Annotated in this window: 13 protein-coding genes; 5 read left to right on the plus strand and 8 right to left on the minus strand. The window is 59.4% G+C overall.

The window, feature by feature from the left end; all coding sequences use genetic code 11:
• The first annotated feature begins 34 nt into the window (after positions 1 to 34).
• The gene (locus tag KI614_RS06680; RefSeq protein WP_226408730.1) at positions 35 to 1354 is read left to right on the plus strand and encodes an IS4 family transposase; all 1320 of its coding nucleotides are present in this window, start codon (positions 35 to 37) and stop codon (positions 1352 to 1354) included.
• Between the two features lie 73 nt (positions 1355 to 1427).
• Here the strand turns inward: KI614_RS06680 and ppk1 are convergent, their stop codons facing one another.
• The 3 genes from ppk1 to KI614_RS06695 all read right to left on the minus strand — a co-directional run bounded on the left by ppk1 (position 1428) and on the right by KI614_RS06695 (position 6289).
• Positions 1428 to 3509 carry a polyphosphate kinase 1 gene (ppk1, locus tag KI614_RS06685; RefSeq protein ID WP_226408732.1) on the minus strand — a complete coding sequence of 694 codons (2082 nt, stop codon included), beginning with the start codon at positions 3507 to 3509 and terminating at the stop codon, positions 1428 to 1430.
• A 150-nt stretch (positions 3510 to 3659) separates the two neighbouring features.
• On the minus strand, positions 3660 to 5000 hold the full coding sequence (locus KI614_RS06690; protein ID WP_226408735.1) for an isochorismate synthase MenF: 1341 nt from the start codon (positions 4998 to 5000) through the stop codon (positions 3660 to 3662).
• Positions 4997 to 6289: a class I adenylate-forming enzyme family protein gene (locus KI614_RS06695; RefSeq protein ID WP_226408737.1), complete on the minus strand. Its 1293-nt coding sequence runs from the start codon at positions 6287 to 6289 to the stop codon at positions 4997 to 4999. The genes KI614_RS06690 and KI614_RS06695 overlap by 4 nt, the downstream gene beginning before the upstream one ends.
• 206 nt (positions 6290 to 6495) lie before the next feature.
• On the opposite strand from KI614_RS06695, the gene KI614_RS06700 reads away from it, so the two are divergent.
• From KI614_RS06700 to KI614_RS06720, 4 genes are read left to right on the plus strand one after another with little or no spacing between them, the layout of a single operon-like run.
• Entirely contained in the window at positions 6496 to 8538 is a 2043-nt protein-coding gene (locus KI614_RS06700) for a TonB-dependent receptor plug domain-containing protein (RefSeq protein WP_226408739.1), read from the plus strand.
• 6 nt (positions 8539 to 8544) lie between these two features.
• A complete protein-coding gene (locus KI614_RS06705; RefSeq protein WP_226408741.1) occupies positions 8545 to 9087 on the plus strand; it encodes a YfiR family protein in 543 nt (180 codons plus the stop codon).
• Positions 9084 to 11810 carry an ATP-binding protein gene (locus KI614_RS06710; protein ID WP_226408743.1) on the plus strand — a complete coding sequence of 909 codons (2727 nt, stop codon included), beginning with the start codon at positions 9084 to 9086 and terminating at the stop codon, positions 11808 to 11810. Before KI614_RS06705 ends, KI614_RS06710 begins: the two co-directional genes overlap by 4 nt.
• Positions 11807 to 13924 carry an EAL domain-containing protein gene (locus KI614_RS06720; protein WP_319002843.1) on the plus strand — a complete coding sequence of 706 codons (2118 nt, stop codon included), beginning with the start codon at positions 11807 to 11809 and terminating at the stop codon, positions 13922 to 13924. Before KI614_RS06710 ends, KI614_RS06720 begins: the two co-directional genes overlap by 4 nt.
• Positions 13925 to 13980: 56 nt before the next feature.
• Here KI614_RS06720 and menC read toward each other — a convergent pair whose 3' ends face one another.
• The 5 genes from menC to KI614_RS06745 all read right to left on the minus strand — a co-directional run bounded on the left by menC (position 13981) and on the right by KI614_RS06745 (position 20647).
• Positions 13981 to 14949: an o-succinylbenzoate synthase gene (gene menC, locus KI614_RS06725; protein WP_226408746.1), complete on the minus strand. Its 969-nt coding sequence runs from the start codon at positions 14947 to 14949 to the stop codon at positions 13981 to 13983.
• Positions 14946 to 15773 carry a 1,4-dihydroxy-2-naphthoyl-CoA synthase gene (gene menB / locus KI614_RS06730; protein WP_226408749.1) on the minus strand — a complete coding sequence of 276 codons (828 nt, stop codon included), beginning with the start codon at positions 15771 to 15773 and terminating at the stop codon, positions 14946 to 14948. The genes menC and menB overlap by 4 nt, the downstream gene beginning before the upstream one ends.
• A gap of 75 nt (positions 15774 to 15848) precedes the next feature.
• A complete protein-coding gene (gene ilvN, locus KI614_RS06735; protein ID WP_226408751.1) occupies positions 15849 to 16160 on the minus strand; it encodes an acetolactate synthase small subunit in 312 nt (103 codons plus the stop codon).
• A 1-nt stretch (position 16161) separates the two neighbouring features.
• Entirely contained in the window at positions 16162 to 17832 is a 1671-nt protein-coding gene (gene ilvB / locus KI614_RS06740; protein WP_226408753.1) for an acetolactate synthase large subunit, read from the minus strand.
• Positions 17833 to 18139: 307 nt separating this feature from the next.
• Complete coding sequence (locus tag KI614_RS06745) at positions 18140 to 20647, minus strand: diguanylate cyclase domain-containing protein (protein ID WP_226408756.1); 2508 nt, start codon at positions 20645 to 20647, stop codon at positions 18140 to 18142.
• Positions 20648 to 20817 lie beyond the last annotated feature (170 nt).

The raw sequence follows: 20817 nt of genomic DNA on the forward strand, positions 1-20817 counted from the left end.
TGGACAGTTCGCCGAATGGTTAACGTGGCGAACGATGTTGTCCAGCCAGCTCTCCATTACGACAGATGTCATGCCGACGATCGGATTCGATCGTCTGGCGGCTCATTTGCCGTATGAGTGGATTGAGCAGGCGCTCAGCGCGCATGGGGTGGCGAGTGTTCGCCGCCGTCGTTTGCCGGCGGAGCAAGTGGTCTGGCTGGTGATCGCCCTGGCGTTGTTTCGTCGCCAGTCGATGGAAGAAGTACTCAGCACCCTGGATCTGGCCTTGCCCGACACCCGAATCGAGGCGGTCTGCAAGAGTGCGATCACGCAGGCGCGGGCTCGCCTTGGCCAAGCCCCGCTGCAATGGTTGTTCGAGCAAACGGCCCAAGCCTGGTGCGCACAGGAGAAGGTCGCGAATCAGTGGAAGGGACTTTCGCTATGGGCGGTCGATGGCACCACCTTTCGGGTGCCGGACAGCCCCGAGAACCGCGAATTCTTTGGTGCCCAACGCTACGCCAGCGGCAAAGTGGCCTCCTATCCTCAGGTGCGTGCCGTCAGCCTGACGGCACTGCCCACCCATCTGGTCTCGGCCATCGAGTTTGGCCAATACGGCCAGAACGAAATGCTTTACGCCAAGGCGCTGATCGGTCGGATCGAGGACCATTCCCTGACCGTCTTCGACAAGGGCTTTGTTTCTGCGGAAATATTGTTGGGCTTGAGTGCTGCGGGCACCGAGCGGCATTACCTGATCCCCGCCAAGTCCAACACGCAATACGAAGTCCTGTCGGGAACGCCCGAGGATTGTCGGGTTCGTTTGCGTATATCTCCTCAAGCGCGCGTCAAGGCCCCTGATCTGCCCGAGGCCTGGGAGGCCCGTGCCATTCGAGTCGAGTCGGCCAATGGTCAAAGCCGGGTACTGCTGACCTCATTGTTCGATCGCCGCCGCATCAAAGCGCAGGATCTGGCGGACTGCTATCGCCGGCGCTGGGAAATTGAAACCAGCTACCGCGAGCTCAAGCAATCGATGCTGGGCGAAGCGCTGACCTTGCGCTCGCGTTTGCCCGAAGGGGTCAATCAGGAAATCTGGGGGGCCTTAATTGCCTACAACCTGATCAGACTTGAAATCGCCAAGGCGGCCACTGAAGCGCGCGTCGCTCCGACCGATCTGAGCTTCCTGCGCGCACTGCACATCATCCAGCACGAACTGATCTGGGCGGCGGGAATGAGTCCGGGGAAACTGCCGTCCCATCTGGCGCGCCTGCGTTTGCAGTTGCAGATGGCTATCGTGGAAAAACGACGGGGGCGAAAATGCCCCCGTGTCGTCAAAGCCAGACCGGCTCGTTACGCCGTTCGTCACCTAAAAGAGCCTTAACTGAACTGCATTAGGCTTTCAGGCCGCATTTTTGTTTTTCCGGTTTCCGGAGGTCGACCGCAGCAAACCGCGCCTAGATTTCTCCCAGTGTCACCATCAGTTCGCCTTGCGCATTGTGTGGCTTGGCGCGTGGAGAGCGACGGCGCTGGTAAGTTCCCTGGCTGTTCATGTCCCAGCCTTGCTGGTTGTCGGCCAGGTAGAATTTCAGACCTTCAGTGATGACGCGTTTTTTCAGCTTGGGGTCGAGAATGGGGAAGGCCAGTTCGATCCGTTTGAAGAAATTGCGCTCCATCCAGTCGGCACTTGAAAGATAGACCGTTTCCTGGCCACCGGCGTAGAAATAGAACACCCGGTGATGTTCAAGGAATCGACCGATGATCGAACGGACGCGAATGTTCTCGGACAAGCCGGGAACACCTGGGCGCAGTGCGCAGACGCCACGAATGATCAGTTCGATCTCGACGCCGGCTTTCGAGGCTTCGTAGAGTTCATGGATGACTTCGGCTTCGAGCAGTGAATTCATCTTGGCGACGATGCGAGCCTTGCCGCCGGCCCGCGCTGTTTCGGCTTCGGCCCGGATGCCGGCCACGACGTTGGGCTGCAGCGTGAAGGGGGCTTGCCACAGATGCTTCAGCGTACGCGCCTTGCCGAGGCCGGTGAGTTGTTTGAAAACTTCACTGACATCATGGGTGATTTCCTCGTTGGCCGTCATCAGGCCGAAGTCGGAGTAGAGCCGGGCGGTGCGCGGATGGTAGTTGCCCGTCCCCAGATGGGCGTAGCGTTTCAGGCTGCCTTCCTCACGGCGCACGATGAGCAGCGCCTTGGCGTGGGTCTTGTAGCCGACAACGCCATAGACCACATGAGCGCCGACTTCCTCAAGCTTGGTGGCCCAGCCGATATTGGCTTCTTCATCGAAGCGGGCCATCAGCTCGACGACGACAGTGACTTCCTTGCCATTCTGGGCGGCACGGATCAGCGATTGCATCAGCACCGAATCGGTACCGGTGCGATAGACCGTCATCTTGATCGCGACAACCTGCGGATCGATTGCTGCCTGGTTGAGCAATTCAATGACTGGGGCAAAAGACTGGTAAGGGTGGTGCAACAGGATGTCGTTCTTGCGAATGCTGTCAAAAATGTTCATGCCCTTGCCGACGGCCTTGGGCAGACCGGGGACGAAGGGGGTGAATTTCATGTCCGGGCGGTCGACCCAATCCGGCACCTGCATCAGGCGAACCAGGTTGACCGGCCCGACGACGCGGTAAAGATCCTGTTCTTTCAAGCCAAACTGGGCGAGCAGGAACTCGGTCATCGCTTCCGAACAGTTGTCGGCAATTTCGAGACGCACGGCATCGCCGAAGTGACGGTGCGGCAATTCGCCCTGCAACTTGGTGCGCAGGTTGGTGACTTCTTCTTCATCGACAAACAAGTCGGAGTTGCGCGTCGCGCGGAACTGATAACAGCCGAGCACGGTCATGCCGGTGAATAGTTCGCCGACAAATTCATGAAGAATGGACGACAGGAAAACAAAACCGTATTCGACCCCGGCCAGTTCTTCCGGCAAGCGGATGACGCGTGGCAGGACGCGCGGCGCCTGGACGATTGCGGCATTCGAGCTACGCCCGAAAGCATCCTTGCCCTCAAGTTCGACGGCAAAGTTAAGACTCTTGTTGAGTACTTTCGGGAAGGGGTGCGACGGGTCCAGCCCGATGGGCGTGAGTACCGGCACCATTTCGCGGATGAAGTAGCTGCGGATCCACTCGCGCTGTGCTTCATTCCATTTGGAGCGGCGCAGGAAGTGGATGCCCTGTTCGGCCAGTGCCGGAAGAATAACCGAATTGAGATGCTGGTACTGATCGGTCACGATGGCATGGGCTTCGGCTGAAACCAGCCGGAAAGCTTCCTGTGCCGTGCGGCCATCGGTTGTAATGCCGGGAGCGTTGGCCTTGAGTTGTTCCTTCAGCCCGGCCATGCGGATCTCGAAAAACTCATCCATATTGCTTGAAACGATGCAAAGGAAGCGCAGTCGTTCAAGGAGGGGAACACGTTCGTCCTGGGCCTGGGCGAGAACACGGCGATTGAAGGCAAGCAGGCCAAGCTCGCGATTCAGGTATTGATCAGCCGGAAAGCGGGGTTGTAATTTTGGATGGGTCATCGCGCGCACTCCACGTTATTTCTCAAGTATATGCCGTAAGCCCGTCATTTTGTTGCACAAGTATTTCATTTGAATGACAGGCGGCGCTGAAAAACAAGTGGCTGGCAGGGGGCGCCCCAAAAAGCCGGGTTTTTCCCGGAAAACTTGCTGTCAGTCGTGCAGGGTGCCGGTCAGCGGGGGCGTTTCCGGCGCAGCGAAGGCGCTGAGCAAGGTGCTTAGTTTGGCTTCCGTTTCAGCCAGTTCCTGCTGCGGATCGGAGCCGGCAACGATGCCTGCGCCGGCATGGAATTCGGCCATGCAGCCGTTGATCTGCGCTGAGCGCAGGGCGACCGAAAATTCACCCTCGCCATTGCTGTCGAGCAGGCCGAAAGCACCGCTGTACCAGCTTGGCCGCCGCTCGCCATGCTGCTTCAGCCAGTGCCGGGCAGCCGGGCCGGGAAAGCCGCCAACCGCCGGTGTTGGGTGCAGCGCGCGGACCAGGTCGAAGAGCGTGGTTTGCTCCTTGATGCGGGCAGAAATCCGGCTGCGCAAATGGCGAAGTTGTCCGGCCGGGTGTTCGGTCGGTGCACCGGCCTGGGGACGGGTCTGGCAGAGCGGAGCCAGGGCATCGATGATGGCATCGACGACCAGCGATTGCTCGTGCCGGTTTTTCGGATCGCTCAGTGAGGGCGATTCAGCCCATGCCGTACCGGCCAGCGCATCTGCTTCAACCTCGCCGTTCTGCAGTCGGAGCAGGCGCTCCGGGCTGGCGCCGAGAAAGGTTTGTTCGCCCTGGCCATGGGCATAGATCAGGCTGTCAGGTTGGCAGTCGATCAGGTTGCGCAGAATGGTCGTGGCCGAAAAAGGCGCACTTGCCTGAATGCTGCGTTGGCGGCTGAGAACCAGTTTGTCCAGCGTGCCTTTTTCAATTTCCCGCAAGGCGGCGCGGACTCTGGCCATCCACGCCTGTTCGGCCAGCGTTTCCGGACGTCCCGGCAGTCGGCGTACGGGACGGGCGATTGCCGGCTGGGCGATCAGCTCCAGCCATGTAGCCCGTGCCTGATCGCGGCGAGCTGCGGGAATCGTCAGGGTGACGGAATTTTGCCCGTTGATCGAGGTGAGCAGGATGGATGGAATGGCGAGCAGCGCATTGGGTAATCCATCATGTGTTTCCGGGTCGAAGGCGAAGCCGGCAAAGGCGTAGGCACTCCCTTCGTGCCGCCATTCCTGGCACAGCCCCTGAAAGGCATTGTCGAGAGCGGCAAAGCGATTGCTGCCGGCTGTGCCGAGATGCAGTGCATGGCCAATGCCGAGCCGAAATTCGCCCTGTTGCGGACGGGCCCGATACCAGAATGGTGCATTTTCGGGGAGCAGGCTCAGCCAGTCGGCGCTTGTGCCAGCCAGTGGCCGGCTGATGCTGATTGGCGCCGAGGCCGGCGCGCCTGTCGCCAGCGCTTCGAGTTGCGCTGCCCAGCTTTGATCGTTGATCAGTTTGTGCAGAAGTGACTTCATGACGCGCTTTCGCCGGCCAGGCGCCGCAATTCTGCCCTGACCAGTTTTCCGGTCGGGTTGCGTGGCAATCGGTCGAGAAAAACCAGTTTGCGTGGTACGGCTGCCGAGGGCAGGTGCTGACGGGCATGCCGGGTAATCTGTTCGGCACCGGCTGTGCCGACAATCAGCGCGACGACCAGGTCGCCCCATACCGGGTCGGGCTGGCCGGTGACGGCAACGTCGATAATGCCGGGGCAAGCGGCGAGGCAGGCTTCGACATCGATCGGGTGAATGTTGCGTCCGCCGCTGATCAGCATGTCATCGGCCCGGCCGGTCACGGTCAGGCATCCTGTCGCATCGATCCGGCCCAGGTCGCCGGTTGTCAGCCAGCCGTCGGCATCGATTCCGCTGCCATCGAGGTAGCCGAGCATGAGTTGCTGGCCGCGAACCCGGATTCGGCCATTCGTGTCGATGGCAATTTCGCTGCCGGTCAATGCTTTGCCAACCAGACCTTGTTGCCAGGGGCCGTCGGTTGGATGGTATGTCGCAATCTGGGCCGATGTTTCGCTCATGCCGTAGCTGGGGTAGACCGGCCAGCCGGCGCCGAGGGCTTTTTCGTACAGCGCAGGGGCGAGTGCCGCGCCGCCGACCAGAACGTGGCGCAGGCTGGTGGGGGCGGTAATCTGCTTGTCGAGCAATTGGGCCAGCATGGCCGGAACCAGAGAAATATGTGAAACCGGGTATTTTTCGAGGTCGACCGCAATATTCTCGATGCTAAAACCTTCGTGCAGCAGCACGCTGGCGCCGGCCTGGGCGCAGCGCCACAGGATCGACTGGCCGCCGATGTGATAGAGCGGCAGGCAGTTGAGCCAGATGTCAGCCGGATGGAGCGGCAAGTGCTGGTTGGATGCCCGGGCGGCCGCGGCCATGCCTGTGCTGCCGAGCAATACGGCCCGGGCTTCGCCCTCGCTGCCGCTGGTCGAAATGATCAAGGCTGTTTCGCCAGGAAGCTCGACGTTTTGCAGTGCGGCCCGGTTTTTCTCGATGCTGGCCGGATTGTTGCGGTCGACGGGCCAGAAAGGACATTTTTCGATGGCGCAGCGATACGCTTGTCGAGCCAGCGCCAGGCTGCTGCCTGAGGCGATCAGTGGTGCGTTGGGTGCGCCTGTCTTGCTGCTTTGTTCTGCTTGGGCATCGGCCAGTAGTTCGGCGTAGCTCCAGGATTGGCCGGCAGCGATCAGGGCTGGTGCAGCCTGTCCATGGCGGGCGTGAAGATAGAGGCTGTCGGCGAGTGAAATGGCATCCTTCATGAGCGAACCATTATACGCAGTGAGATTGTTTTTTCGGGATAACGCAGATCAAGGAAAAGAGCCTTCCATTGCCTGTATTTGGCTGATTTCACCGGGTATTGCAGCGATGTCAGAAATAAGTTTGAAAAGGATATCTTGACCTTGCTTGCAAGGCTTAATGTGGGGAAAATCAGTACATCAATAACGATAAATTTCGGCGAACGAAAATGCGCTGCAAAAAAGTGCTTTCGCTTATGCTGCTGGCTTGGGGGGGTGATGTGCTGGCCGGCAGTGCAGTGGATGAGATGGGTCTTGAGGAGCTGACCAAGGCCGATATCACCTCGGTTTCCCGCAAGAGCCAGAGTCTGTCCGATGTGCCGGCTGCGGCGTTCGTGATTTCGGCCGAAGACATCCGGCGCTCCGGTGCGCAGGCCTTGCCCGATGTGCTGCGGATGGTACCTGGGATCGAAGTAGCGCAGATCGATAGCGCACGCTATGCAGTGACCGCCCGCGGCTTCAATGGCCGCTTTGCCAATAAATTGCAGGTTCTGGTCGATGGTCGCAGTGTTTATCACCCGATTTTCTCCGGGGTGATGTGGGAGGCCGACCTGATCGCGCTGGAGGATATTGAGCGCGTCGAGGTCATTCGCGGGCCGGGGGCTGCGATGTGGGGCGTCAATGCCGTCAATGGCGTGATCAACATCATCAGCCGTCACACCCGCCATCAGGGTGGGGGAGAGGCGGTGGCCAGTCTTGGAACGCAGGGCAAGGCCGGCCTTTACGCCCGTTATGGCGGACAACTGGATGAACACACCAGCTGGAAAATGTCGGTTCAGGGACGTCATGCCGAACCGTCGCAGCTTTATGCCTCAGGCGGTGAGAACGTCGATCGCCTGAACAACGGCGTGCTCGATTTTCGTCTCGACAAGGATCTGGGCGCCGGCCACGACCTGACTCTCTGGGCCAATGTCGTGCGTTCCTCGCTTGGCGATCAGTGGCGCCTGAATCCGCAATATTCGGGAGGCGGTAGCTTTCTCGGGATGAACAGCTATCTGATCCAGCAAAGCTATACGAGCCAAAGCTTGATGGGGCGTTATCGCTGGTTGTCCGATAGCGGTGTCGAGTCATCGCTACAAATGGCCATGACCGACTCAGGGATCGAGATCAGCGAGTATTTCAAGGAAGAACGGACAACCTACGATCTCGACTACCAGGCGCGCTACGCATTTGCCGGGCACGACCTGTTGTGGGGCGGGAGCCACCGGACAACGTCGGATTCGGTGATCTCTGCGACCAGCGTGGTATCGATGGCCAATCCGGACTATACGGATCGCAGCACCGGAGTCTTCGTTCATGACGACTGGACGCTGATCAGCGATCGCCTCGTTCTGGGCGCCGGGGCGCGCTGGGATCATCCGATGCGTGGCGGCAATACTTTTTCACCCAGCGCCAGCCTGATGTGGACGCCGAGTCGCAGCGACAGCGTGTGGTTGAAATACGCCCGGGCACCCAGAGTGCCGGCGAGAGCCGAACGCGATGTCACCATCTTTGCCGGTGTGGTTCGTCCATCGGCCGAATCGATGGGCTTGCCGGTTTTTCTTAGAACTCGTCCTTCCCCGCGCACGCTGAAGCCGGAGGAGGTGGAAGGCTTCGAACTCGGCTATCGCAAGCAACTGACAAGCAACTTCAGTACGGATCTTGCGGTCTACCGCTATCGTTACAAGAATTTGGTTTCCGGGCTGCCAGTAAGCCAGGATTTCAGCATGTTGCCCTTGAATATCATCCAGAATGTCGAGACATGCAATTGCATGGCAGCCTGGAGCAATGGCGCCGAATTCAGCGCCGACTGGCTGGTTTCTGCAGTCTGGCGTTTGCAGCTTTCCTATGCCTGGACACGGCTTGAGTTTGACCGGTCGGCTAATCCAACCTTGAATGCAACGGCAGAAAATGATGAAAAAAGCGGGCCACGTCATTTCGGCGCCTTGCGCTCGCAATGGAACATCTCGCCCATCCAGCAGTTCGATGCCTGGATTCGTGGCTCGGCCGGTTTCTACCGGGCCAATGCGCCTTATACCGAGCTGGTTCGCGTGCCGGGATACATGACGCTGGACCTGCGCTATGGCCGCAAGTTCGGCAAGGACGTCGAGCTTGCCCTGAGCGGCCGCAATTTGCTTGGGCCGCGTCGTATCGAGTTCATTTCGGATTACATCCCGAGTCCGCAGAGTGAAGTCACACCTTCCCTGTTGTTGTCCGTGCGCTGGAAGTTCTGACTGATCATGCGCACTCTGACGCTTCTTTCCACACTTCGCAGCCTTGCCGCCGTGCTTTTGCTCAGCCTGGCCGGCTCGTCGAGCTTTGGCGAAGTGGCGTCCGAAGGGCAGTTGAAGGCCGCCTATCTGGTTAATTTCCTCAAATATGTCGAGTGGCCGGCGTCGCGGTCGACGGCGACGATCTGCCTGTTTGGCCGTGATAGTCTGGGACCCTATCTGGCGTCTTACGAGGGCCGGCAGATTATCGGCAGGGAATTGCGCATTCGCAAGGTGACCAGTCCTGACCAATTGGCCGATTGTCAGTTGCTGTTCGTGCCAGACACCGAGGAGTCGCGTTTCGCCGCAGTGCTGCGCTGGTCCGACAAGCAGGCGATCCTGACGGTCAGCGATGCCGAAATTTTTACCCGTGATGGTGGTGTAATCGCTTTGGTGCGATCGGAGGGCAGGTTGCAATTTGACATTAATACCGATGCACTGGGGCGCGCCGGACTGAAGGCTAGTTCCCAGATGCTGCGTCTGGCCCGCCAGGTGAGCGGGGGCGGTCGATGATTCACAAGCTTCCCATCCGGCGTCGTCTGGCAGCGATTATCGCCACTTCGGTCGGCGTCGGCCTGGCCCTGACCTTTCTGCTCTTCGCGCTGCGTCAGGTTGATCACCGCCGCGATGCCAAATTGACCGAATTGCGCTCGATGGCTGAGGTCATCGCCTTCAATGCCTCGGCCGTGGTCGAGTTTCAGGATATCGGCGGGGCTGAGCGCCTGTTCTCATCGCTGGTGCCGCACCGCGAAATTGTCGCCGCAACGATGCGCGGCGTGGATAGCGACTTCAGCTACCGCTATCGCCAGCTTGCTGTTCCCGTTCCCGAGCAGGCTCGCCAAGCCGACCAGGCGCATCTTGATGTGGCCAGTTACATCAATTTCTCGAATGTCACGGTCGTTGTTCCGATTCGCACCGTCGAAGGCGTTATCGGCTCCGTATCGCTGACGGCCAGTCTTGATAGTGTCTGGCACGATACGCGGCTCGATTTTCTGTGGTTTATGGCCGGTTCGCTGGTGGCCTTTGTTTTTGCCCTGCTGATTGCCCGGCGCATGCAGGAATCCCTGCTCAATGCCCTCGGGGCGTTGACTGAGACGGCCCGGGATGTGGCCGAATCGAAAAACTTTCTGCAGCGCGCCACCAAGTATTCCGATGATGAAATCGGCCAGCTGGCCGATGCCTTCAACACCATGCTGGTTGAAATTGCCGACCGTGACACCGAACTGGTACGTCATCGAGCGCATCTGGAAGAGGTGGTTGAAAAGCGGACGCAGGAGTTGCGTCAGGCCAAGGAGGTTGCCGAAGAGGCGAATCGTGCCAAGAGTGCTTTTCTGGCCAATATGAGCCATGAAATCCGGACGCCGATGAACGGCATTATCGGTGTGGCGGATTTGCTGGCAGCCAGCACGTTGACCGCGAAACAGCAGTATCAGCTGACCACCTTGCGCAGTTCGGCCGATACGCTGCTTTACCTGCTGAACGATATCCTCGATTTTTCGCGTATCGAGGCCGGCGGCTTGCAACTGGAGCGTTTTCCATTTGATGTACGCGAAACGATAGAACAGGTCATTTCGGTTTTCGCCCCGGCAGCCCGCAAGAAAGGCCTCGATCTCTGGTTCGATATCGACCCGGATGTACCCGGCTACATCTTTGGCGACAAATATCGCCTGGGTCAGGTTCTGACCAATCTGGTCAACAACGCAGTCAAATTCACCGAAGTCGGCAGCATTCGTCTTTCGTGCCGGGTCAAAACGCTCGGCCGAGGTTCGGAGCGTCTGTTGCTGACCGTTCGCGACTCCGGCATTGGCGTCAACAATGCGGCACTTGAAGATATTTTTTCGCCTTTCCGTCAGGCCGACAACAGCATGAGCCGCCGCTTCGGTGGCAGTGGGCTGGGCCTGGCGATCGTGCGTGACCTGATCGGCTTGATGGGCGGTGAAATCCACGCCAGCAGCAAGCCGGGCGAGGGGTCGGTGTTCTCGATTGATTTGCCGCTGGAGGTTGCCCAGGCGGTACGCAGCCTGCCCGAATGGCTGGCGCCTCTGGCCGGGCGTTCGGTGGTTCTGGCCGCAACGCCTGGCGATCGTGCCAATTACTGGCTGACGCTATTGAACTGGGGGGGAATCAAGGCCCGCCTGGCGCATGAGCCAGGGCTGCTTGAAGGGTTGCTCGGTGAATTGCATCCCGATGCCGTGCTGCTTGAGGATACGGCGGCCTTCGAAGCCTTGCTCCATTCGGATGGCGCATGTTTTGCCGGTATCCCCGTGCTGGTCATCCACAATATTGAAACCGACAAGGGAGATGCCACGCCGTTGCCGGCATGGGTGGCCGGGGATGTGCGCAAACCGTTCAGTGACCTCGATTTGTTCTGCGAGCTGGCTGAAATCTGGGGTGTCCTGGCCGAAGCTCCTCAGCAGGAGGAAGAGCAGGGGATTCTGCAGTTCGATGCCAAGGTGCTGATGGTTGAGGATAACGATACCAACCGGATCATTCTCGAACAGATCCTGGTGACGCTGGGGTGTAGCGTCAAACTGGCAGTGAACGGCCAGTTGGCAATCGAAGCCCTGAAAGCGGAACGTTTCGATCTGGTGCTGATGGACGTCCAGATGCCGGTGATGGATGGCCTGCAGGCCACCCGTATCATCCGCGAAATGGAGCGCAGCAATCAGCAGAACCGACAGTTGATCATTGCACTGACTGCCAATGCGCTGGCGGGCGATCGGGAAATGTGTCTGCAAGCGGGGATGGATGACTACGTCACCAAGCCGGTGACCATCGACCGGGTTGCCTCGGCCTTGGCGCGCTGGCTGCCTTCGGTCCGGCGCACTCCGGCGCAGCAGGCCGAGAATCCGGGTGGTGCCGCCGAGAGTGTGCCACTGATCGATTTGAATGAATTGCGCAGCAGCCTGGGGGCCGAGTCGGAGCGCGTCATTCCGGTTGTTCTGGCGTCTTATCTGAGGGAAGGCGAGGCGCATATCAAGGTCTTGAACAACGTTGACCGCGACTTCGATCTCGAACGGATCACCCGGATTGTCCATAACCTCAAGAGCTCGAGTGCTGCACTCGGCATCATGGGTTTTTCCGGTCTGTGCAAGGAGGCCGAACAGGCCGCACGGAGTGGCGATCAGGATAGGACCAAGGCCTTTATCGAGCGGGTTGTGCACGACTTTGCCGTCGTCAAGGCAGCTGTCGGCAAAATCCTGTCGCCGGTCGACGCTGTGAAGGAAAAATCATGAACTCACCGGGTAAACAGCGCATTCTGGTGGTCGACGATGAACCGGTGATGCGAACCATCACCCAGACCGTTCTCGCCCAGCATGAATTCGACGTGATCGTAGCCGAATCGGCCGAAGAAGCCTTCGAGCTGATCGGCCGGGGAGAGTTGCCGGATTTGCTGCTGCTTGACGTGCTGATGCCGGGCATGAACGGCTTCGATGCCTGCCGAACCCTGCGCCGCCAGCATCATCTCGAGCATTTGCCGATCATCATGCTGACCGCACTCGACGATCAGGCCTCGATTGACGAGGCTTATCGCTGCGGTGCCACCGATTTCATCACCAAACCCCTGAACATGCCCTTGCTGCCTCACCGCGTGCGCTATCTGCTGCGTTCGGCCCAGGCATTCAAGGAGTTGATGGATAGTCAGGAAAACCTGATCAATACCCAGCAAATCGCCCATCTGGGCAACTGGATGATGGACGAGCATGGCGCGGTCGTGAATGCCTCGCGCCAGTATCTCGACATCATCGGTGCGAGCATGCTGCCTGTCCCGAAGGAGCGCCTGCTCGCCCGTGTCCATCGCGAAGACCGGGCGGCGCTGGTCCGTGGCCGGACGGAGCTGAGATCCGGCCGTTCCTATCGGCTGGATTACCGTTTGCGCGGTCTACACGATGAAAGTACCTGGTTTCATGTGCATGAAATGGGGTTTCCGCGCTTTGGCGATGTCGGTGAATATCTCGGCGCCAGCGGTTTCATCCAGGACATTACCCAGCGCGTCGAACAGGAAGAGAAAATCCGTCAGCTGGCCTGGCATGACAGCCTGACCGGCCTGTACAACCGCAATCGTCTGCTTGAGTTGCTTGATCGTGACCTGAACAATGCCGAGACGCCGTATGTGCTGGCCCTGCTGTTCATCCATTTCGATCACCTGCGCCAGATTGCCATGGTGGCCGGGCAGGAGATCGCAGATACCGTCATCAAAGTGCAGGCCAGCCGGCTGAGCAGCCTGCTCGATGCATCAACTGAAGATCCCGGCAAAGCGATGCTCGGAGCTGCGGCGCTGGCACGTTACGACGAGCAGTCGTTGATTGTCGCCTTGCCCGGCCAGCAGGATCACGAGGTGATCCGCCGTCTGGCCGAGGCCATCTGCGAGACGCTGGCGCGCCCGGTGTTCCTCGGTGCGGAAGAATTCTTGAGCAAGCCATTCATCGGGATTTCGTGCTATCCGGAAGATGCGACAGATTCGCAGGAACTGATGCGGCGTGCGACGCTGGTCGCCTTGCGGGCCGCGCGCTCGGAAGGTGCCACGGTTAATTTCTTCGATCCGGAACATGACCGCGAGGCGATGCAGCGCATGGTCATGGAGCGCAGTTTGCGTGTCGCGCTGGAGCAGGGCAACGAACTGTTGCCATTCCTGCAGCCCAAGATATCGGCCCGGACCGGCGAGGTGCTGGGGGCGGAAGTCCTGCTGCGCTGGCAACATCCGCTCAAAGGGCTGATCTCTCCGGCACAGTTCATTCCACTGGCCGAGGAAACCGGCCTTATCCACCCGATCAGCGAATGGCTGATCAGTCATGTCTGCGAAATGCTGGCCCGCTGGCAGCAAAAAAATCCGAATCTGGGTTGCATCAGCATCAACCTTTCAGCGAACAGCTTCTTTGATCGCACCCTGGTTCAGTTTGTCGATGAAGTGCTGCATCGAACCGGCGTGGCACCTTCGCAACTGATTGTCGAATTGACTGAAACCGTGCTGATGCAAGACACCGACGCAGCCAATCGCGTCATTGCCAGCTTGCGCCAGCGAGGCATCCGGATTTCGCTGGACGATTTCGGGACCGGTTTTTCCTCGTTGGGTTATTTGAATCGTTTCGATATCGATGAAATCAAGATCGACCGATCCTTCGTCCTCGATCTGGAGGCTGATCGGACGGCGCAGGCGCTGGTTCAGGCGATTATCAGCCTGGGCCATGCGCTCGGGCTGGAGGTCGTCGCTGAAGGTGTCGAAACCGAGGCGCAGGCGAGCTTGCTGCGGCAGATGGGCTGCGATATTTTCCAGGGTTTCCTGTTTGCCCGCCCCATGCCTGCCGGTGATTTTCCGGCCTTTGTCGAGGCCCGCCAGGGGCTTGGCTGAGCGCTGATTTGAAATATCGAACATTGCCGCGGTCGACCGCGGCAATACCGCAAAATCTAGCGTCCCGGCCAGCTTGGTGCGGGCTGGAATCCCAGACCATCGACTGTCGGTAAGTCGAGCTTGCCGCGATGAATTGCCGGACCGACGCCGGTGTTGCAAGCAAACCAGTCGGCGGTGGCCAGGCCATGGATCGAATCCGGTGCCAGTGCCGCTGCCAGATGGGCCACCGCCAGCAAGCCGCAGGCACTTTCCAGGCTGCTTGTGAAAATACATTCGACCCCCGCAGCGCGAGCCTGCAGTACCGTTTCGATACAGGCCAGCAGGCCGCCGTGGCGGGGAGGCTTGATGATCAGGCGCTGTACGGCGGGGGCGGCCATGAACTGCCGGTCAATCAGATGGAAGGATTCGTCGATGGCGATCGGGAAACGACTGGTCGCCTGAAGTTCGCCCAGCATCGCCAGTGTCGGCGTGTGCAGGGGTTCTTCCAGACCTTCGATCGGCAATTCGGCGCAGACGGTCATGAAGTGCCGCGCCTCGGCCATCGACCAGGCGCCGTTGGCATCCAGGCGCAACTTCAGGCCATCCGGCAACTCTTTGCAGCATTGTTGCAGGGCCGCGATCTCGTCAGCGAGAGGCGCGTTGCCGACTTTGATCTTGATGACCCGGAAGCCGGCATCGGCGGCATCCTTCAGCGCGGCTGGCGGGATATTCAAAGTTGCGCCAAGTACCGCGTTGACCGCAACTTGCCGGATAGCCGGCCGGCCACTCAACCAGGCGTTCAGCGCCAGGCCGGCACGCTGGGCGGCGATATCGAGCTGGGCGCATTCTTCGGCAAAGTCGCTGGCGGCTTGCGCTGTAATGCCGAACTCAGGCCACGGTGCACAATCGCCCCAGCCGGTTCGGCCATCTGCCGTCTTTATACGCAACAGGCGTCCGTCGCGGTGCTGGAAAACGCCCCGGCTGGTGTGCCAGGGCTGCTTGAGCGGCAGGCTGTACGGCAGCCAGTCGGCCGCAGGCGGTCTCACGGGCGTTTGCGGAATTTGCCGAAATCGGGCGGGCGACGCTCAAGCCAGGCATTGCGGCCTTCCTGGCCTTCCTCGCTCATGTAGAACAATCCGGTGGCATTGCCGGCCAATTCCTGGATGCCGGCCAGACCGTCGGTGTCGGCGTTGAAGCCGGCCTTGATCATGCGCAGCGCCATTGGTGAAAGTTGCAGCATCTGGCGGCACCAGTCCACCGTTTCGGCTTCGAGCCGGTCGAGCGGTACGACGGCGTTGACCAGCCCCCAGTCGAGTGCCGTGGCGGCATCGTATTGACGGCAGAGCAGCCAGATTTCCTTGGCGCGTTTCAAGCCGATGGTCCGCGCCATCAGCCCGGCGCCGAGGCCGGCGTCGAAACTGCCGACGCGCGGGCCGGTCTGTCCGAAACGGGCGTTCTCGGCGGCAATCGACAGGTCGCAGACGAGGTGCAGGACATGGCCGCCGCCAATGGCGAAGCCGGCAACCATCGCAACCACCGGTTTCGGGCAGCGGCGAATTTGCATCTGCAGGTCGAGCACGTTGAGGTGCGGCGTACCGCCTTCGTCGATATAGCCTTCATCGCCGCGTACCTTCTGGTCGCCGCCCGAACAGAAGGCTTCGCCGCCAGCGCCGGTCAGGATGATGGCACCGATGCTGTTGTCGTGATGGGCCCGGTGAAAGGCATCGATCAGCTGGCTGACCGTTTCGGGACGGAAGGCATTACGTTTCTCCGGGCGATTGATCGTGATCCGGGCGATACCTTCGGCAGTGTCGTAGAGGATGTCGGAATAAGTCTGGGCGCTTTGCCAGTCGGGAGTGCGGTTCGGCATGGTTTGTCGAAAGGGATGGGACAAGCGGCAAGTATAGCCTCGCCGCCAGTCCACGGGCTTTGATACTGAGCAGTCTCAAGCCTGGAAGAACGGCTCCAGTTGAGCAAAGACCGGGTGTTCGCCGGCATGACGATGGACCGCGATGACATCGACCAGTTTCTCGGCTTGCTTGATCATTTGCGGCAGCCGGGAATCTTCGTTGACCAGCAGCCAGATGCGGCTGCGTTCGCCGTTGCCGACCGGCATGCAGAGAATGCCTTCGACGTTGTAGGCGCGGCGCGAAAACAGGCCGACGACGTGGGACATCACGCCGGAATGATTATTGACGTCGATTTCCAGCACGGCGCGGGCAATGGCTTGTTGTTCGTTGCGGTTGATGGCGTTCATCTCAGTTTCCAATCATGTCGTGGTTGGCGGCACCCGGCGGGACCATCGGGTAGACCTTCTGTTCGGCGTCGATGCTGGCGTGGATCAGGCAGGGACCGGGGCGGGATATCGCGTCTTTCAGCGCAGCCGCCGGATTGCTGGCCAGATCGAGGTCGACCGCAGCCATGCCGAACCCTTCGGCTACCTTGATGAAGTCCGGCATGCCCTTGAATTTCGACGCAAACAGGCGTTCGCCGTAGAACAAAGTCTGCTGCTGGTGCACCAAGCCGAGAACGGCGTTGTTCATCACGACAATTTTCAGATTGACGTTTTCTTCTGCCGCCGTGACCAGTTCCTGGATATTCATCAAGATCGAACCATCGCCGGTAAAGCAGACCACGGTGCGCTGCGGTTCGGCCAGGGCCGCACCAATCGCGGCCGGCACCCCGAAGCCCATCGTGCCGAGGCCGCCGGACGTCAGCCATTGGCGCGGACGGCGCAGCGGATAGCCTTGGGCAACCCACATCTGGTGTTGACCGACATCGGTGGCGACGGTGGCCTGGTCGTCGAGGCAGGCGGCAACAGCCTTGATCAGGCCGAAATGCGAGCGTGGATTGTCGGCTTCCGGCATGTTCAGCGGAAAATCGGCTTTCAGCGTGTTGATGCGGTCGACCCAGGTTTTACGTTCATTTTGATTGACGGCCGGCAGCAGGCGGTTGAGTGCTTCACCGACATCGGCGGTGATCCCGATATGCGCTGTCTTGATCTTGTCGAGTTCGGCCGGATCGATATCGATGTGGATGATTTTTGCGTTGCGGCAGAAGGCGGCGACTTTGCCGGTGGCGCGGTCGTCGAAGCGGGCGCCGACGGCGATCAGCAGATCGCATTCGTCGAGTGCCAGATTGGTGTAGCGGGCGGCGTGCATGCCGAGCATGCTGAGCGAGAGCGGGTGATCGACCGGCATGGTGCCGAGCGCCATCAACGTCATCACGGTGGGTAAATTGGCCTTTTCAGCCAGGTCGACCGCGACAGCCGCCGCACCCGAGTGAACCACGCCGCCACCGAGGTAAAGGATGGGCCGTTCGGCCGCGTTGATCATCGCGGCGGCCGTGGCGATGGCTTCGGCATCGGCCGGGGCGCAGGGCTCGGCACGACCTGGTGCCGGCCATTGGCCAATCTCGATCGCCTGGGTCTGGACATCCTTGGGAATGTCGATCAGCACCGGGCCGGGGCGGCCGGAGGCAGCCAGTTCGAAGGCGCGCGGCACGACGTCGAGCAGCTCCTCGACCGAGGAAACAAGGAAGTTGTGTTTGGTGATCGGCAGGCTCAGGCCGTAGGTATCGACTTCCTGAAAGGCATCGGTGCCGATCATTGCGCGCGGTACCTGACCGGTGATCGCAACCAGTGGAATGGAGTCGAGCTTGGCATCGGCGATGGCCGTCAGCAGATTGGTCGCGCCCGGCCCGGAGGAGGCCATGCAGACGGCGACTTCGCCGGTGGCACGGGCCATGCCTTGAGCGATGAAGCCAGCACCCTGCTCATGGCGGGCGAGTACATGGCGGATTGCGGTCGACTGGCTGAGCGCATCGTATATCGGCAGGATTGCACCGCCCGGGTAGCCGGTGACGATGCGGATGCCCTGGCGTTCGAGCAGGCGTATGGTGATCTGGGCGCCGCTGAGAGTTTCTGTCATGGAGATTTCCTTTGGGTTGTTGGCTCAACCGGCGGGCTCCAAAACAAAACCCCCGCCGGTTTGCGCCGGCGGGGGTTGGGGATTCTGTGCTCTTTCTCTTACCCGACCCGCGACGGCGCGTGCGCAATGACGACGCTGACGACTACACGTACGACGACCGGTGCGACTGCGTGCGCAGCAGCTGAACGGAGGGTACGGGAAGTTGGCATGGGATCTCAGGTATGAAAATAAAAGCGAGGCCAGACTATCGCCGAGGCTGGAGAGAAAATCAAGCTCTTTGCCGAGTGCAATGTCCTGGGAGTCAAACTCAGGTGTTTGATCCGTCGACCGTAGCAAGAGGCTCGTTCACGCAGCGAATGGCGTTGCGTCCGGCCTGTTTGGCCTGATACATAGCATTGTCTGCCGCACTGAGCAGGGCTTCGGGGTCGCTGTTGTTTTCCGGAAAGAAGGCGATCCCGATGCTGCTGCCTATGGTGGCGGTCGTCGTGGCCAGTTCGATCGGTGCCGCCAGTGCGGCGTTCATCTTTTCGGCTATGTGCAGCGCATCTTTCTTGCTGTTCAGGTTTTGCAGGATGACCGTGAATTCATCTCCACCCAGCCGGGCAACGGTATCGCTTTCACGGACCAGCCCTCGCAGCCGATGGCTGACTTCGATCAAGACAATATCCCCCATCGCGTGCCCGTATTGGTCGTTGATCGCCTTGAAGCGATCAAGGTCGATAAAGAGCAGGGCACCAAACGTTTCATTGCGTCGTGCAGAGATGATCGCCTGTTGGAGTCGGTCATGAAAGAGCGCACGGTTCGGCAAGTCGGTCAGCACATCGTAATGGGCCATGTGGCGTACTTGCATTTCCATGGTGCGGCGTCTGGAAATGTCTTCAACAATGCTGATGTAGTGACTGATCTTGTTGTCGTTGTCGACCAGCGGCGTGACGATGGCGTGTACCGGGAAGACGTGGCCGTCCTGATGCAGGAACATCAGTTCTCCATCAAATGCATTTCCCCCTGCGGTCATTTCCTTGATTTCAGAAAGCTGTGCCGCATTTTTCATGTCGCCCTGGAAAAGGGCAGGCGTCTGCTCCAGGACATCCTGCTGGCTGTAGCCACAAATCCGGGTGAACGCCGGATTGGTCCAGATAATGCGGTGCTCGGCATCGCTGATGAAAACGGCTTGTTCGATGCCGGTCAGCGCAGTGTTGAACAGTGAAAGCCATTCCTGCTGCAAAGCTGATTCCAGCGAAACGGAGAGGCGGCTGGCAATGCCGGCCAGACGCTGCTGGCTATTGGCCAGCAAGGGGGCATTCTTGCTGTAGAGCGTCAGCGTTCCCCAGGTTTTTTTCTCAAGCAGCAAAGGAAGCGTAATGGCTGACTGGACGCCGGCCGCCAGTGCAGCCTGGGCGTGCTGCACGGCAATACCTGGATCAATGTTGCTGATCTGCCGGTAGCCGCTGCGCATGACGGCCGAGACGGGGGGCCAGCTTGATTCATGGTTGTGCCAGTGTTGCGGCAGATCAGCTGTTTCCAGGAAGTGCTGGGCGGGCATTTCTGCCTTGGCAACGACGGTGATTCTGCCGTCGCACTCTGCCTTGCCTATCCAGGCACCGGCCAGGTTGAACACCGGCAGGATATTGTCGCAAAAAATCTGGGCAACAATGGTGGAGTCCATCTGCCATTTGAGCAGCACGCTATCCAGATGGCGAAAAATCTCATCAATGGCCTTGGTCTGGTGTGCCTCGGTGACATCCTTGGCATAAACGGCGACGCTGGTTGTTTCGCCTTTCTGGTTGAAAACCGGATAAATCGTGTTTTCAAAATGTGTGCCGTTGCGGTCGTCGCGAAGCACCAGCGGTTCACCGGTAGCGAGAACCTGTTCGGAGGCTTCGCGGCGAGATTGAGCCAGCAATGGCGGGAGATTGGCAAAAAAATCGATGCCGAGCAGTTCTTCCGGGGTTTTGTTGAAACGCTGGGCGCCAAAGAAGTTGATTGCCTGGATTTCACCGCTTTTGCCGAGCAGAAGAACCGATTCGGAGGTTGCATCGATCAGCGTCTGCATCCTGATTTTGGCGTTTTTGAGCTCGAACTCGATCTGGCGGATACCGTAGGCAATCGCGCTGGCAACCATCAGCAGCAACAGGCTGGCAAATGTTGCACGCATGAGTACCTGCCGGGTTTGTTCGGCAATGATTCGATCGATATCGTCAATGTATATTCCCGAGCCGATGACCCAGCCCCATGCAGCGAATTTTTTGACGAATGAAAGCTTCGGGGATTTTTCGGCCGATATTTTTCCGTCGGGCAATTGCTTGTGCCACAGGTAGCGAACCAGCCCCTGGTCGGAATGATTGGCGACCTCCTGGAAGGCATGGAAAATGTTTCTCGAGCCGGTGACGTCAATGAATTCATTGCTGTCGCCATAACTGATCTGGAGTGCCGAATTAAACGTTGCACCATCCAGCAACAAGCCCTCCAGTTCCGGCTGGACCGGGTGCATGATCATCTGGGGGAAGGGCGCGCCAAGATCATTGATCCAGAAATAGTTGTTGTCGCCATAACGCATGGCGCGAATGGCTTCGCTGGCATTGTGCTGTGCTTCGGCTTTGCTCAGCTTGCCGGATTGTTCCTGGTTGCTGTAGTGGGCCAGCACGGCGTGCGCTGTTTCGACGACCTGCCGGGTTTGAATGGTTTTCTCGCGCAGCAACGATGTCCGCAACATCGAAGTGTCGGCAAGGTAGGCGGCAACCGTACTGATCAGGAAGAGCACGACGATGATCCAGATCCGGTTGTGGATGCTGTTTCCGGGCAGGTTGAGTTTCATGGCCTGAGGTGCTTTTTGCAGTCTGGAACGATGTTTCGGCTATTTCTTGTTTAACTCTATTCAGCGCCTTCCACTGTCTTTTCGTCAAGCCAGGTTCGTGATCTGGATCATGTTTGGCCAATAAAAAAGCCCGGCTTGTGCCGGGCTCAGACTGCTGACGAACCCCCGAT

Source organism: Dechloromonas denitrificans (genome assembly GCF_020510665.1).
GTDB classification, from domain to species: domain Bacteria; phylum Pseudomonadota; class Gammaproteobacteria; order Burkholderiales; family Rhodocyclaceae; genus Azonexus; species Azonexus denitrificans_B.